Genomic DNA, 15,420 nt, shown 5'->3' on the forward strand with positions numbered 1-15,420 from the left:
AGACACTCCTTTTGCGTGGTGAAGGGGTAAAGTGGGGTCTGACCCCTCTTCATCGCTGTAACGGGGCATAGTGGGGTCTGACCCCAAAAAAGGCTGATCCTCCAATAGGATCAGCCTTTTTCTTTATTTTGTTCCAAATAAGCGGTCCCCTGCATCGCCTAGCCCTGGGACGATATAGCCTTTTTCATTGAGCTTCTCGTCTAGTGCTGCTAGGAAGATGTTCACATCCGGATGCGCCTCATGCACAGCTTCGACGCCTTCTGGCGCTGCAACTAGGCACATAAGTTTGATTGTTTTTGCACCACGCTTTTTCAAGCTGTGGATCGCTTCAACGGCAGATCCTCCTGTTGCGAGCATTGGATCGATTACGATAAATTCACGCTCTTCAACATCTGTTGGTAATTTCACATAATACTCAACAGGCTGTAGTGTTTCTGGGTCACGGTATAAACCAACATGACCAACTTTTGCTGCTGGAATCATACGCAAAATTCCATCTGTCATCCCAAGACCTGCTCGCAAAATTGGCACAAGACCAAGTTTTTTTCCTGCAATTGTTTTAGAGTTCGCTGTACCAACTGGCGTTTCAACCGTTACTTCTTGAACCGGTAAATCACGCGTAATTTCAAACGCCATCAATCCAGCTACCTCATCGACTAACTCACGAAATTCTTTTGTTCCAGTTTCCTTATCACGGATATACGTTAATTTATGCTGAATCAAAGGGTGATCAAACACGAAAACTTTGCTCATACGGTTTTTAGCTCCTTTTTTCATTCTTCATCTGTTATGTAAGATGCATCTACTACTAGAGATTATTCACAAGTCAGCAACAACTCACTTATCACCTATAATAACTTCGCTCATTGCCACTTATCTTCTACAAAATTCTACATAAAAAGCTTGTCCCCTTCAAGCCTTCATAAGCGATTTCATGAAAATCACTCGTAATACCAAAATTGCGAATTTTCAGCTCTCTTAAGTCATCGTACTGTAGGCACACAAATATGCTTCCAGCGAAATCGATGTTTTCATACATTTATCAACTTGACTTCCCCTCTTCACACCACAAAAAACCTAAGAGGATACTCCTCTTAGGTTTTCTCTCTTACAAATGTGTATACATTTGGAATTTTTTCGTTAACTCAGAAACTCGTGTACGTGCTTCTGCTAATTTTTCTTCATTGTCAACATTTTTTAGTGTTAATGCAATGATTTCGCCGATTTCATCCATTGCTTCCACACCAAAGCCACGAGATGTAACAGCAGCTGTTCCGATACGGATCCCACTTGTAACAAATGGTTTTTCTGGATCATACGGGATCGTATTTTTATTTGTTGTAATTCCTACTTCATCTAGAGCATGCTCTGCCACTTTACCTGTTAAGCTAAGTGAACGCAAGTCTAATAAAAGAAGGTGATTGTCTGTTCCACCAGAAACGATGTCAATGCCTTCGCTCATTAGCTTCTCAGCAAGACGCTTTGCATTGTCAACGATTGCTTGTCCATACTGTTTAAATTCAGGTGTAAGCACTTCGCCAAATGATACAGCTTTTGCTGCGATTACGTGCATTAGTGGTCCACCTTGGATTCCAGGGAAAATCGACTTATCAATTTTCTTACCGAATTCTTCTTCACATAAAATCATACCACCACGTGGTCCACGAAGTGTTTTATGTGTCGTTGTTGTAACAAAATGTGCATGTGGAACTGGGCTTGGGTGTATTCCAGCTGCTACAAGACCTGCGATATGAGCCATATCAACCATTAAGTATGCGCCAATTTCATCAGCGATTTCACGGAACTTCGCAAAATCAATTTGACGTGGGTATGCACTTGCACCTGCAACAATTAATTTCGGCTTATGTTCTTTTGCAAGTTCACGGACAACATCGTAGTCGATTGTTTGCGTTTCTTTGTCGACACCATACTCAACGAAGTTATACTGAACACCACTGAAGTTAACAGGACTTCCGTGTGTTAAGTGACCACCATGAGAAAGGTTCATACCTAAAACTGTATCTCCTGGCTCTAAGATAGTGAAGTAAACAGCCATGTTCGCTTGTGCACCTGAGTGCGGTTGAACGTTTACGTATTCTGCACCGAAAATTTCCTTCGCACGATCACGAGCGATGTCTTCAACGATATCAACATATTCACAACCACCATAATAACGGCGACCAGGATAACCTTCAGCATACTTGTTCGTTAATACAGAACCTTGTGCTTCCATTACAGCTGCACTAACAAAGTTCTCAGACGCAATTAACTCAATTTTATCGCGTTGACGACCTAACTCCTGTTCAACAGCTCCAAATACTTTCGGATCTTGCTCTTGTAACGATTTTTGATTCATCTCTCTCCAAACCCCTTCCAATTCTTTATCTTTCGGATTTTGATAACACGACATTCTATTCGCTTTTATCTTAACACATAATTGCGTCTATTTCCGTATGAAATTAACTAAAAAATTAATTTTATTCATGTTCGTCTGTTTTTTCATAGACAGCTCTAATTCCACCGATTAATTTAGGCCTTGTTTTGGCCATTGTTAAATGCGCTTCTCCTATCGACTTTACTCTACTTCGCACTGGGACTGCAACCTTCTTAAGGTGCATGCCAATGAGCGTATCTCCGATATCAATTCCCGCCTCAGCTTGAATTTCTTCAACAAGCGCTGGGTTTTTCATTTGTCTAAAAGCATATGTAGCCATCGCCCCTCCTGCCTTTCGCACAGGAACAGCCGAAACCAATTCATAGCCACGTTGCTTGGCTGTTTCCTCTTCGATAACAAGAGCGCGATTTAAATGTTCGCAGCATTGAAAAGCAAGTTTCACACCTGTTTTTTGTTGTTGTTCGATTAAAGCCTCATAGATTGCCTGCGCTGCTTCGTGAGAGCCATTCGACCCAATGTAGGAGCCGACCACTTCACTTGTGCTCGTTCCAACTACGAGTAAAACATCCTCCGTTAACGGCATTACTCCGTTTAAATCTTCAAGTGCCCGGCTCACCTGCTCTTTAATCTGTTCAGTCGGCAGATTCATAGCACGCCTCCTTGCCTTTTATGCTTCGTAACTTGTAATTTTGTTCACTCGATTTCCGTGGCGTCCACCTTCAAATTCAGCTTGAAGCCATACTCGCGCAATCTCCCTGGCAAGTCCAGGACCAATTACTCGCTCACCCATTGCTAAAATATTGCTGTCATTATGCTCGCGCGTCACTTTAGCTGTAAACATATCATGAACGAGCGCACAACGAATTCCTTTCACTTTATTGGCTGCAATCGACATACCAATTCCTGTACCACAAATCAGAATGCCTCGGTCAAACTCGCCATTGGCTACTTTTTCAGCGACAGGTAGCGCATAATCTGGATAGTCTACAGACGTACCACATTCACAACCGAAATCTTCATATGGGATTTGCAATTCATCCATTAAACTTTTTATTTCTTCGCGAATATTAATTCCACCGTGGTCTGATGCAATTGCTACTTTCATTACTATCTTCCCCTTTTAGTTTGAATTTAATTTGAGTCTAATCACAAAGGCAAAGGCGGCCTTTGTTTTCATAGATGCCCTTTAGCTTCTTCACGGATGAGCAATGGCTTCTCGCGCCGTGCGCTTTTAGGAAAGGTCACCCTAAAAGCTTAAAACCGTTTACGGCGGTTTCGCTCATTGCTGAGTCTAATCACAAAGGCAAAGGCGGCCTTTGTGATTAGACTCTAAATCGTTCGATTGTTGTTTTTAGTTTTTTGGCTTGGGTGGAGAGTTCGTAGGCTGTGTTTTCCATTTCGTTGATGATTGATCCTTGTTGCTCAGTCATTGCCGCTATTTCAAGGGAACCCGCTGATGTTTCTTCGGCGATTGCTGCTACTTCTTGCGACTCATGGGTTGTTTTCTTTATTGATTCCATTTGCCGGTTAATCATATACGAGATATCGTCAATAAAGGTGGCTACTTCATTCACTGATTTTTCCATTTCACCGATTGATTCGTTCGTCGCCGTACCTTGCTCGGATTGATTTAACGCGACTTTCACCTGATCACCGATTTGTCCCGCGACATTTTTTACTTCCGTTTGCATGTTATGAATTAGTTCTGTAATTCCTTGAACGGCTTTGGCGCTCTCATCCGCTAATTTTCGCACTTCATTCGCGACAACAGCAAATCCTCTTCCTCGCTCGCCTGCTCTTGCTGCTTCAATTGAGGCATTTAGAGCGAGAAGATTGGTTTGTCCAGCGATATCACCAACAAGGGAAATAATTTCACCGACTTCTTTCGCCTGATTTTCTAAACGACTGACAGCCGTAAGAGATTTTTCATTGTCTGAAGCCAGTTGTTGAATTCCTTGCACGAGTGAATTCACAACGGTTCTGCTCTCTGTCAGCTTATTAACCATATTAATTGATGAAGTCTTTGATGCATTTGCTCGACCTTGTACTTCTTCTGCGATGCTTGTTACTTCTTCCATTGATTCAGCCGTATTTTGAATCGCATAGGCAGTATTTTCAGCTCCCTTTGCAATCTCCTCCATCGTCGAACCAATTTGTGTTGCTTTTGTTGCTGCAAATTCAGATGCTCCTGATATCTCACTCACCTTCGTATTCGTATTTTTGAAGTTGTGGTCGATATCCTTTACCATATTACGTAAGCTTTGCAGCATCTCATTGTAAGCAAGTCCAAGTGCCCGAATTTCATCATCTGATTTTGTAACAACAATATCGTTTTGAATATCTCCAGCTGCTGCCCGTCTTGCTGCTTCTTCTACTTCTTTCAAAGGTTTTGTAATTAGTGGTGCTGCAATATAACCCAGTACCCCACTCCAAAACACTCCTTTAATAAGAGTGAATCCTATCACAGCATTGCTGCTTAAGCCAAGCATTCCTTCTAAAAAGTCAGCTAAAAAGAATATAAAGATAGCGCTAAATCCAAACGTAACAACAGCTAGTCCACTAATTCCGATAACCAACTTTTTCCGAATACTGGCACGGTACGTTCTCTCTTCCCCCATTTTTCAAAGTTCCCCCAATATGATTTACTCTTCCAATTTCTTTTCTATTGCATCAAAGCACTTCTCTAATTGTCCAGCCGTTTCCCTATATGCCTCAATCGGTCCACCTATTGGGTCAACAATATCGACATCTGTTGTTTTGGGATCTACATATTCTTTTAGCGTAAAAAGTCGCTCGTTCACTTCAGGGTAAAAAACTTTAATCATTTCTTTATGGGAGCTTGTCATCGTTAAAATGACATCTGCCCACTTGATCAAGTCTTCTGTAAGCGATTGTGAAGAATGATTTAAATCAATCCCTTTTTCCGCTAAAACCGCTAAAGTCCCCTCAGATGCTGGACTATCAGGAAATGCTTGAACACCGGCAGATTTAACTTGCACTTTCTCCCCTAACTTTGAACGCAAAAGCGCCTCAGCCATCGGACTTCGGCATGTATTGCCAGTGCAAACAAATAAAACTTTTTTCATGTAAAAACCAACGCCCTTTCATCCATACATTCTTACTTTCCATACTTTAATAACGAAATTTTCTTTCTATTATATTATCTGACTCCATATTATCACAATGCCTTCCAAAACGGTATTAGTGCTCAAGGAAAAAGTTTCCTACTTTTATTGTGATTATAGCCATTTATAGAAGAATTAAAAAGGGGGAAGTGGAACTTTTCATTGACCATGCACCTGATTATCTCATCATGCATTTTCACGAGTGGGCAATGGCTTCTCGCGCCGTACGCTTTTTGAGAAGTTCGCTCAAAAAGCTTAAAACCTTTACGGCGGTTTCGCTCATTGCTTCGTCACCTGAAAAAGGCAAGGGTGGCCTTTTGGATCCAAGTAGCTTTTCATAGAAGGGCAATGGCTTCTCGCGCCGTGCGCTTTTTGAGAAGTTCGCTCCAAAAAGCTTAAAACCTTTACGGCGGTTTCGCTCATTGCTTCGTCACCTGAAAAAGGCAAGGGCGGCCTTTTGGATCCAAGTAGCTTTTCATAGAAGGGCAATGGCTCCTCAAGCCGTGCGCTTTTTGAGAAGTTCGCTCAAAAAGCTTAAAACCTTTACGGTGGTTTCGCTCATTGCTTCGTCACCTGAAAAAGGCAAGGGCGGCCTTTTTCAGGTGACTTATAGAACCAGTTTTAGGCCGAAGCCTATTAGGATGCAGCCTCCTAGTAGTTCGCCGTAGGTGCCGATGTATTTTTGGAATCTGGAGCCCATTAGGAGGCCGATCCATGATAGGACCATGCTTACTAGGCCAATCATGAGGACGGTTATCATTACTTGGGAACCTAACATGCCAAAGCTGAGTCCAGCCGAGAAACTGTCGAGACTGACGCTTAATGCAAACAGGATTAGGCCGAAGCCAACTGGCTGCATGATTCTTTCTTCCTCTTCAGATTTAAATGATGCGACTACCATTTGCATTCCGATGATTAGTAAAAGCCCACCACCAATTAAAGTTGCGATCATTCCAAAATAATTTGATAACAGCTTGCCAGCTGCAATTCCTAATAGGGGCATAAAAATATGAAAAAGTCCAATTGTTAAGCCGATATGAAAAACTTGTTTCAAACGTAAGCCGAGCAGACCCATCCCTAAGGCAATCGAGAACGCATCCATGCCAAGAGCACTTGCCATGATAAATAGCGCAATAAATTCATTCATCCGCAACCCTCTCCTTGTACATGCTACTCCCCCAATGTGTATGCATGTACAAAAAGAAATAGAAGAGAGGTCTTTTGAGGATGCTGCATTCACTTCACAATTTAGACGCCACCTATAGAAATTCCATTTACAGTTTGCTTTAAATGAGGCAACGATCTCGTTCACACCCAAAAGAGATGCAAAAGGAAAGAACACCCCCTTTCGCATCTCTCTTTTCCACTTTACCGTGGTGAACACCTACAGAGGTGTCTGACCCCCGGCTGCTTTTTCGAGGCGGTTCATGATCGCGATTCCGAGCCCTTCGTATGGGAATATTTCTGAGAAGATGACCTCGGCCTCTTCCTGGTCAAATCTTCGCAAGCTGTCGTACAAACCGGCTGCAACTGATGCGAGATCTTTCCTTGCACCACAGCTGACAACCACATCAGCTTTGTAGCGAGCTTCGTTCTCCTTCGTTGTTAACACTCCAACGCGTCGCCCTTCTTTTTTAGCTTCATCAACCAGTTTTTGAATTCGCTCAACTTCACGCACTAAAAACAACGTACCAGCAGGTGAATAATGAGTGTATTTCATCCCTGGGGATAACGGCGTTTCATCTTCAGACAATAATGACGGATCGACTTCAACCTTCCCGACTACAGCCTCAAGCTCTTCCTTTGTCACGCCACCCGGCCGGTACAACACCGGAATCTCTTTTGAACAATCGATCACGGTTGATTCAAGTCCAACCCCTGTTTTTCCACCATCAACAATCCCTTTGATTCTTCCTTTTAAATCATGATAAACATGTTCGGCAGAAGTTGGGCTCGGTTTTCCTGACAAGTTTGCACTCGGAGCTGCAACCGGTACCTTCGCTGCGCGCAAAAGCTCAAGCGCAACAGGGTGATCCGGCATTCTCACAGCCACCGTATCTAGCCCTGCTGTCACACTCGGTGCAACGGCCTCTTTCTTTTTAAATATGATTGTAAGAGGCCCTGGCCAAAACTGTTTCATTAACTTCTTCGCAACATCTGATATATCCACAACCAACTCATCGAGCTGCGCGAATTCAGCAATGTGGACAATCAGTGGATTATCACTCGGGCGTCCTTTTGCTGCAAAGATTTTTTTTACAGATTCCTCCTCTAACGCGTTTGCCCCCAGCCCGTACACAGTTTCAGTTGGAAACGCAACAACTTCACCTTTTTCTATCCACAGTGCAGCATCCTTGATTTTCGGGAGGTTTTCATCCACCGATTCGAAGTTATCCACACGCCAATATTTTGTCTGTTCATAACTCACAGTTCATCTCTCCTATCTCCTCCATTTTGCAAGGGTTGTCTTTTGATGTCAACAAAACGACAAAAATTCGACAGTTTCCCCTCTATATCAGTATTTTCACTTCACTAATCTCAAGAAGAATACCGACTTTTCGACACATCTTGTATCCCCAACAACAAAAAAGTTGTCCACAACTGTGGACAACCTGTAGATAACTACCAGCATTTATTCACTTTTCCACAAGTTACTCATCAATTTCACATGCCCACACTTTCGCTCCTGCACTTGCGTTTCGTTTAAAGTGTGGAGAACGTTCGATTGAACTTGGTACATCGTCTTTATCCACTTCCCGAAAACCTAGTTGGTGAAACAAGGCATTTGTTCCCTTGGCACACAAGTACACCGTCTCTATGTTTTTCTCCTCGGCATATTTTAACGTTAGTTGCAAAAATTCCAAACTAAGTTTCGCATTCCAAATCGGCGAATCGAGCACAAGTGACCGCAGCAAGCCATTTTCATCATATTGCTCTATCCCTACTGTACCGATCAACTGTTGCTGTTCATCTTCAACTACGAGAAAGCTTTTAATATACTTTTCAATTCCCTCATCACGCAAGCCTGCTTTGGCAACCAATCTTTGAACTTGCAGCATGTCCTTTTCCTTAGCCTTACGTACGACGATTCCCATAAGCTCCACCCTCTCTTAATCTATTACTAGATCATATGTGGAACTTGTACCGTTTATGATAGAAAAATATAGATGTTTTCTATTATACTTGTTCAGAAGAAAAGATTCGATCTTTAATTTTTGAAAAAATCTCAACTAGGAAGAAGGCCACTTCAACTTCCTCACTCTCTTCCTCTTCGACTGGCTCGCCTTCTACTTCAGCATCTGCTGCTACAGCATCACCATTTGACATATCCAAAAAGCATAATGGAGGAAACAATACACACCACCAGTTTTCACCTTGACCGTCACCTAATGTAATCAGCACAGCATCATACAAACCAGCTGGATAAACGATGTTCCCATAAAGCTTTGTTGGAAATTGCACTTCTGAAAAACTTACTTCAAACGATTGATCAAGTCCCATGCTCGCTAACTCTTTTTCTACGATTCCTTCTATTATAATTAGATTATCTTCTATCATTTCTTTTGCTTCATGTAAACTCGCCACACCAACAACCATTTCTGTAATAGCTGCATTCACTTCATCACGGATTTCGCGTTTCAAAGCTTGATCTTTTACCGAATCACTATTTGCTAGAATTCGTAAACGAACAGCATCCTCTTCGCTTACTTCATTATGTAAAGACGCCACCGCCACTGCATTTTGAGATTCCCAATTTAATAGTAAAACAAATAAAGAGAATAATAGATAAATAACAACGTTTGGTTTCATTTCAAAAGCACCGTCCCTTCATAAGACCATTGTGGCCAGGACGGTTGAAGTTTATTCAGAAACTACGAAAAAATTGATCTTTGTTTTTTCGTAGTTTCTAAATATGTAATACGCGTACCTCCTACTCGTAACAGTAGCAACCTTAGCAAAGAGAGGGATGCTGAAATCATTTTGATTCCCTAATAGCTCATTCCAGCCGTTTTCAGGGTCTCAGTCTTCTTCTCTGAGTCCCTCTTTTCTCCCTTTCCTCATTTTCAGGGTCTCAGTCCTCTCTTCTGAGTCCCTCTTTTCTCCCTTTCCTCGTTTTCAGGGTCTCAGTCCTCTCTTCTGAGTCCCTCTTTTCTCCCTTTCCTCATTTTCAGGGTCTCAGTCCTCTCTTCTGAGTCCCTCTTTTCTCCCTTTCCTCATTTTCAGGGTCTCAGTCCTCTCTTCTTTTTATGCTTCATCAGCCTTTTCCCTTCCCGATCCGAGCAGAAACAACATGCCCAAAACCAGCATTCAAAAAAATCATATTCTTCAAAAAATACAGCTAACTCTACCTTAGTATGATATAATTAGTAGTAGATAGATAACCTCCCAACTTATCCCAACGTCTCTACTCTTAGCTAAACGATAAAAAAGGAGTGATTAAAATGGAATTTTTCAAATTATTTTTTCCAACTTCCATTTCCGGTGTCACTTTCTTTATTCTAGGGTCTTTGTTCATTATTTATTTGCATCTTAGAGTCTATCGTTTTGATAACAGCAAATAAACACTTTCTTTACCTCAAATGAACATCATTACGCCATTCAACTCAACTCTCGACAACCAACAACATGAGTAACTAATTAGTTCTTTCCCATAAAAATTCACCCTTCAACTGTGAGCAACATCACATCTTTATTGACAAAGACAGAATACAATACCTTTATGTAGGGATCCTTAAAAAGGAACAGTTACCAAATAAAGAAAATTGTAAGCGTGTCCAAACTTATGTGACATGAATTTAAACTACGGGGGTTATTTATCATGACAAGATTCTCTGAAAAAGTCGCCGTTATTACAGGTGGAGCAAACGGTATTGGAAAAGTGACTGCAGAAAGATTTTTAAAAGAAGGCGCTAAAGTTGTGATTGTTGATTTATTTGAAGACGCTCTCACAAAAGCTAAGACTGAATTAGAAAGCTTCGGTGAAGTTGTTGCGATCCAAGCAGACGTATCAAAAGAAACCGATGTTAAAAACTATGTAAATAAAGCTATTGAGCACTTTGGCCGTATTGATATTTTCTTTAACAATGCAGGAATCGAAGGAAAAGTCGCTCCAATACCAGAGCAAAAGTTGGAAGATTTCGACCAAGTGATGAGTGTCAATGTTCGTGGTGTCTTTTTAGGCTTACAATATGTACTCCCTCATATGACAAAACAAGGTTCTGGAAGTATCATTAATACATCATCTGTTGCTGGATTGTCCGGTTCTCCTGGTGTTGCCCCATACATCGCTTCCAAGCATGCTGTTGTTGGACTTACGAAAACAGCTGCATTAGAAGCAGCAAGTGCAAATGTACGGGTCAATTCCGTTCATCCATCACCCGTGAATACAAGGATGATGCGCTCACTAGAAGAAGGAATGCAAGTTGATGAGCAAACATTAGCTCAAGCTATTCCATTAGGTCGTTACGGTGAGTCTTCAGATATCGCCAATCTCGTATTGTTTTTAGCATCAGATGAAAGCACCTTTATTACGGGTGTTCAGTACCGTGTTGACGGTGGAATGGGCGCGTAAGTGAGATTTCCATTGAATGAAAGACGCACAGTTGTTAGTCAACTGTGTGTTCTTTTTAGGTTGAACCAAACTCAATCAATTCATGGTATAATTTGGATAAAAGACTACTGGAGGACTTGATCACATGTCTCAATTGCCAAAGTGCCCAAAGTGTGGCTCAGAATATACATATGAAGATGGAAACCTACTCGTTTGTCCTGAATGTGCTCATGAATGGACGTTAGAGGAAGAAACTGAAATGAATGAAGATCAAAAGGTTATAAAAGATGCAAATGGAAATATTTTAACTGATGGCGATACAGTTTCCGTTATCAAGGACTTGAAAGTAAAAGGAACATCATCGGTCGTAAAAATAGGGACAAAAGTAAAAAATATCCGTTTAGTAGACGGCGACCATGACATCGACTGCAAAATTGATGGCTTTGGTGCGCTGAAACTAAAATCTCAGTTTGTAAAAAAGATATAGTCATAGAAGGGACCTCTTAGGGTCTCTTCTTTTTTTACCCCACCTTAAATACAGACCTATTCTCTACTTCATTTACATTCAGCAAACGTTAAATTACATATTTTATCCCTCTAAGTGAATAAATAACTAGTGTTTACAGATGCTAGTAGAATCACTCGACATAGGTGGGTGCAGCATTTATGACTTTTTCCCGACTTCAACTACTGTTCGTTCTCGTATTATTTATAGGCATCGCTAATCACGTGTTAATTCTTCCCCACTTATTAGGAGTTGCCAAACGCGACGCTTGGATTTGTATATTAATTAGTTATCCAATCCTACTACTCTGGGGATGGGTTTACTCTTATATTTTATCAAAAAATAAACAAAGACAGCCTCTTTATCAATGGGTCGAAACACGCACAGGCAAAATAGGTGCCCGTTTCATCACCTTCTTTTTTCTCATCTATATTGTGTTTATTGGCTTTATTTCTTTTTTTGATTTAATCGTATCAGTTGTTATCTACTTTTTGCCACGGACGCCAACTTGGGTCGTTTTGTTACCATTCTTGTTACTGTGTATATGGGCTGCATCGACAGGTTTAAAGACCATTGTCTATACAGCCGCTGTGGTCCTACCGATTGTCTGGCTGCTAGGACATTTCGTTGCGTTTGCGACAATGGCAGAAAAAGATTATTCCTATCTGTTTCCTTTGTTTGCTGATGACGAAGCTTCTATTATAAGAGGCGTCATCATTTTACTTGGGGGCAGTGTTGATTTGCTTGTCTTGTTTTTGATACAGCACTATTTCAATAAGCCTATTTCCTACGCCTATCTGGCTATTTTGGTTACAGTCTTAACTGGGTTAGTTTTAGGTCCAACGATTGGATCGCTCTCGGCATTCGGTCCAAATGTTGCAGCAGATATGCGTTTTCCTGCGTTTGAACAATGGCGTCTCGTTACAATTGGTGAACATATTTCCCATGTCGATGCACTCGCTGTTTTTCAACTTTTATGTGGGGTCGTGATTCGCATTTCATTATGCTTGTACTTACTTCCTAATCTGCTACAACTCAAATCTATAAAAGGAAGAAGAACCACCATCATTCTGTTCGCTCTTGGCCTCGCAATACTGATGGTGCTGCACATTAGTGATATTCGCATGCAAACAATGCTTACGTTTGTTTTTTACCCTGTTGTCTTTTTCTTTGGCATTTTTATGACATTGCTATTACTAATCATTTGTTTTATTCCAGAAAAGAAGGGATCGCAAAGTGTATGAACCAAAGCAAACAACTAAACATCGCGAGCATGGAACAGTCGTTACAAGAAGGTGCGTTATCAGAAAAACAATTACAAAGATTTTTCAAAGGGTCTGCTGACATTGCCTTTTTACCTGTACAACATTCTCACTTTATTAGCGCCTTTTATTGTGAGGGTATGGCCGATATGACTCAGGTAAATGAATACTTTAATCAAGTGCTTGACCATATCACTAGTAAGTCAACAGATAGCACTGAAAACTTACCTCCTATTGATACAATCAAGACAATGAATGAGGCCATAGAAAAAGTCTTTTCTGGGTTCCTTCTTTTTTACAAAAAAGCTGATCGACACTTTTCTGCAATTGATGTCTCAAATATCCCGAAGCGAGGTCCAGAGGAATCAAAGACGGAAATCTCTTTAAAAGGTCCTCGCGATGGTTTCACAGAAGAAATCAACGTGAATATCTCGCTTATTCGGAAGCGACTCAGAACAGAAAATCTTCATAATGAAACATTTACGCTAGGATCATTAAGTCAAACAAAGGCTTCCTTGTTATATCTTCATGGAAAGGCAGATAAAGAAACCCTTCAGGAAATTAGAAAGCGTTTGGAGAAACTCGAGACTGAAAGTGTTCTTAGTTCCGGACAATTGGAACAGTGGATATCGGATCGAACCTTCTCACTGTTTCCTCACTTTGATTATATTACACGACCAGATTTCGCCGCTGAGTGCTTGCTGCGAGGTCGCTTTTTAATCATAGTCGACGGCTCTCCCAGCATCCTTATTGGTCCGATTAACATTTTTGAATTATTAAAGTCGCCTGAAGACGTTCATTTTCCCTATTATATCGTCGCATTTCAACGGTTGATCAGAACATTAGGTTTAGTAGTTGCCATTTTTGCACCTGGTCTTTATATTGCCGTAACAAATGTCAATGTTGACCAACTCCCTTTTTCGCTACTTGCCACCATCGTTGTTTCCAGACAAGGCTTGCCTCTATCGCTACCATTGGAAGCCTTTTTTATTCTGATCTTGTTTGAACTTCTTAGGGAAGCAGGTATTCGAATGCCAACCGCTGTCGGACAAACGATTTCAATTGTTGGCGGGCTTATTATAGGTGATGCTGCAATTCGAGCAGGATTGACTTCACCGACGATGCTCGTTGTTATTGCCGTCGCTGCTGTTGCAACCTATACACTTGTAAACCAGTCATTAACTGGGACCGTTACGATATTACGAATATACTCATTGATTTTATCAACGTTTTTAGGCGTCTATGGGTTTATTCTCAGTTTTTTAAGTGTGGTAGTGTATTTAGCTCATTTAGAGTCTTTTAAAATCGCCTATCTTGAACCCGTTGCCTCTCTATCCTTTAGACAGTATCTACCAGCTTTTTTGGTCGATCCATTTAAACGAAAAAGCTTTACAACTAGCATGTTAAAAGGAAAAAAGAACGATGAATGATGTAGGAAACCGTTTCGTCTACCTATTTCTAATTATTTTGGTTGTCTCTGGTTGCACAACCGATATGAAAGAAATACAACAACTAAATTATGCGACAGGTATTGGTGTTGATTTTCAGGATGGAAAGTATCATATTTATATCCAATTAGTCGGACTAAATGGTGTTGCCAAAACAGAAGGAGAAGAAAGTGATCCAGTTGCATACGTTTCTGAAGTCAGTGGGTCTACTTTTATTGATGCTTTTTTTGAAGTGTATGAAACAGGACAAGAACAATTTATCTGGGCCCATATGACGTCGGTTGTCTTAAGTGAAAGTGTTCTTGAAAAAGGGATTGAGAATATTTTTGACGGATTAACACGCTACTATGAATTTCGCTTAACACCTTGGGTTTTTGCTACGAATGAACCAATTGAAGACGTGTTATCGACGCATGGGTTAATTGACCAAGCCGCCTTAGAAACCATTTTGCATAACCCGAATCGAATACATGAGCAAAGCTCGATGATCAGGCCAATCAAGCTACAAGAATTTGCAAGAGAAGTATTTGAACCAGCACGTACAACCTATATACCTTCCCTCACAATCGATGAAACACAGTGGGAACGAAACCAGGAAGAAGAGCCAAAATTGGGGTTAAACGGTGGGTATTTTCTGCAAAACAAACAATACAAAGGCTATTACACATTAGAAGAGTTAGCAGGACTTCGCTGGATTTCACCTGATACGAAGCGAGCCTCCATCTTAGTTCCAGATGAAGAAAAAGCTGAATTCCTTGCTGTTATTACGCATTTAAAACAAGACATTGCTATAGAAGGAGAAAACTACCCTTATCAGTACCATGTGAACATAGAGGTCGAAGGAGAAATTTCCAACCAAATAAGAGGTAAGAACCAATTAACAAAAATGGAGAATGCAGTAAGTGCTAGCATCAAAGAGCAGATTGAACAATTGTATGAATTAGGAGTTCGAGAAAATGTGGACTTCTTCAATTTAGAACATACTTTGTACCGAAAGCAACATGATGACTGGAGGCAACATAATAAAGAGCCTTTATCGATGAATGGGCTTCAGCCAACCATTACCGTTGACGTAAAGCTAAAGCATTCTGGTGGCTATAAAAATAAGATAGTGGACGTTAACTAGCATGATTA

General features: G+C 40.9%; 15 protein-coding genes. 5 read left to right on the forward strand and 10 right to left on the reverse strand.

Going from position 1 to position 15,420, the window contains the following annotated elements; genetic code table 11:
* Positions 1-123: 123 nt before the first annotated feature.
* From upp to spoIIR, 10 genes are all read right to left on the reverse strand, one after another.
* Positions 124-753: a uracil phosphoribosyltransferase gene (upp, locus tag AC1FXZ_RS15580; protein WP_480055277.1), complete on the reverse strand. Its 630-nt coding sequence runs from the start codon at positions 751-753 to the stop codon at positions 124-126.
* Between the two features lie 355 nt (positions 754-1,108).
* Positions 1,109-2,356, reverse strand: a complete 1,248-nt coding sequence (glyA, locus tag AC1FXZ_RS15585; protein WP_480055279.1) for a serine hydroxymethyltransferase — start codon at positions 2,354-2,356, stop codon at positions 1,109-1,111.
* A gap of 121 nt (positions 2,357-2,477) precedes the next feature.
* Positions 2,478-3,044 carry a TIGR01440 family protein gene (locus AC1FXZ_RS15590; protein ID WP_480055281.1) on the reverse strand — a complete coding sequence of 189 codons (567 nt, stop codon included), beginning with the start codon at positions 3,042-3,044 and terminating at the stop codon, positions 2,478-2,480.
* Positions 3,045-3,062: 18 nt separating this feature from the next.
* The gene (gene rpiB / locus AC1FXZ_RS15595) at positions 3,063-3,500 is read right to left on the reverse strand and encodes a ribose 5-phosphate isomerase B (RefSeq protein WP_480055283.1); all 438 of its coding nucleotides are present in this window, start codon (positions 3,498-3,500) and stop codon (positions 3,063-3,065) included.
* Between the two features lie 217 nt (positions 3,501-3,717).
* Entirely contained in the window at positions 3,718-5,013 is a 1,296-nt protein-coding gene (locus tag AC1FXZ_RS15600; protein ID WP_480055285.1) for a methyl-accepting chemotaxis protein, read from the reverse strand.
* Between the two features lie 24 nt (positions 5,014-5,037).
* A complete protein-coding gene (locus AC1FXZ_RS15605; protein WP_480055287.1) occupies positions 5,038-5,481 on the reverse strand; it encodes a low molecular weight protein arginine phosphatase in 444 nt (147 codons plus the stop codon).
* 646 nt (positions 5,482-6,127) lie between these two features.
* Positions 6,128-6,667: a manganese efflux pump MntP gene (locus AC1FXZ_RS15610; RefSeq protein WP_480055289.1), complete on the reverse strand. Its 540-nt coding sequence runs from the start codon at positions 6,665-6,667 to the stop codon at positions 6,128-6,130.
* A gap of 237 nt (positions 6,668-6,904) precedes the next feature.
* Positions 6,905-7,948 (reverse strand): L-threonylcarbamoyladenylate synthase, encoded by a 1,044-nt coding sequence (locus AC1FXZ_RS15615; protein WP_480055291.1) that lies wholly within the window; start codon positions 7,946-7,948, stop codon positions 6,905-6,907.
* 223 nt (positions 7,949-8,171) lie between these two features.
* A complete protein-coding gene (locus tag AC1FXZ_RS15620) occupies positions 8,172-8,615 on the reverse strand; it encodes a GNAT family N-acetyltransferase (protein ID WP_480055293.1) in 444 nt (147 codons plus the stop codon).
* 82 nt (positions 8,616-8,697) lie between these two features.
* On the reverse strand, positions 8,698-9,330 hold the full coding sequence (gene spoIIR / locus AC1FXZ_RS15625; RefSeq protein WP_480055295.1) for a stage II sporulation protein R: 633 nt from the start codon (positions 9,328-9,330) through the stop codon (positions 8,698-8,700).
* Positions 9,331-10,339: 1,009 nt separating this feature from the next.
* On the opposite strand from spoIIR, the gene AC1FXZ_RS15630 reads away from it, so the two are divergent.
* From AC1FXZ_RS15630 to AC1FXZ_RS15650, 5 genes are all read left to right on the forward strand, one after another.
* Positions 10,340-11,092, forward strand: a complete 753-nt coding sequence (locus AC1FXZ_RS15630; protein WP_480055297.1) for an SDR family NAD(P)-dependent oxidoreductase — start codon at positions 10,340-10,342, stop codon at positions 11,090-11,092.
* Between the two features lie 124 nt (positions 11,093-11,216).
* Positions 11,217-11,558, forward strand: coding sequence for a zinc ribbon domain-containing protein YjdM (locus AC1FXZ_RS15635; protein ID WP_480055299.1), 342 nt, complete (start codon positions 11,217-11,219; stop codon positions 11,556-11,558).
* A 179-nt stretch (positions 11,559-11,737) separates the two neighbouring features.
* Positions 11,738-12,820, forward strand: coding sequence for an endospore germination permease (locus tag AC1FXZ_RS15640; RefSeq protein ID WP_480055301.1), 1,083 nt, complete (start codon positions 11,738-11,740; stop codon positions 12,818-12,820).
* Complete coding sequence (locus tag AC1FXZ_RS15645; protein WP_480055303.1) at positions 12,817-14,268, forward strand: spore germination protein; 1,452 nt, start codon at positions 12,817-12,819, stop codon at positions 14,266-14,268. The genes AC1FXZ_RS15640 and AC1FXZ_RS15645 overlap by 4 nt, the downstream gene beginning before the upstream one ends.
* On the forward strand, positions 14,261-15,412 hold the full coding sequence (locus AC1FXZ_RS15650; RefSeq protein WP_480055305.1) for a Ger(x)C family spore germination protein: 1,152 nt from the start codon (positions 14,261-14,263) through the stop codon (positions 15,410-15,412). The genes AC1FXZ_RS15645 and AC1FXZ_RS15650 overlap by 8 nt, the downstream gene beginning before the upstream one ends.
* Positions 15,413-15,420: the final 8 nt, after the last annotated feature.

The sequence above is a fragment of the Halalkalibacter sp. HAAS-P014 genome (assembly GCF_056619965.1).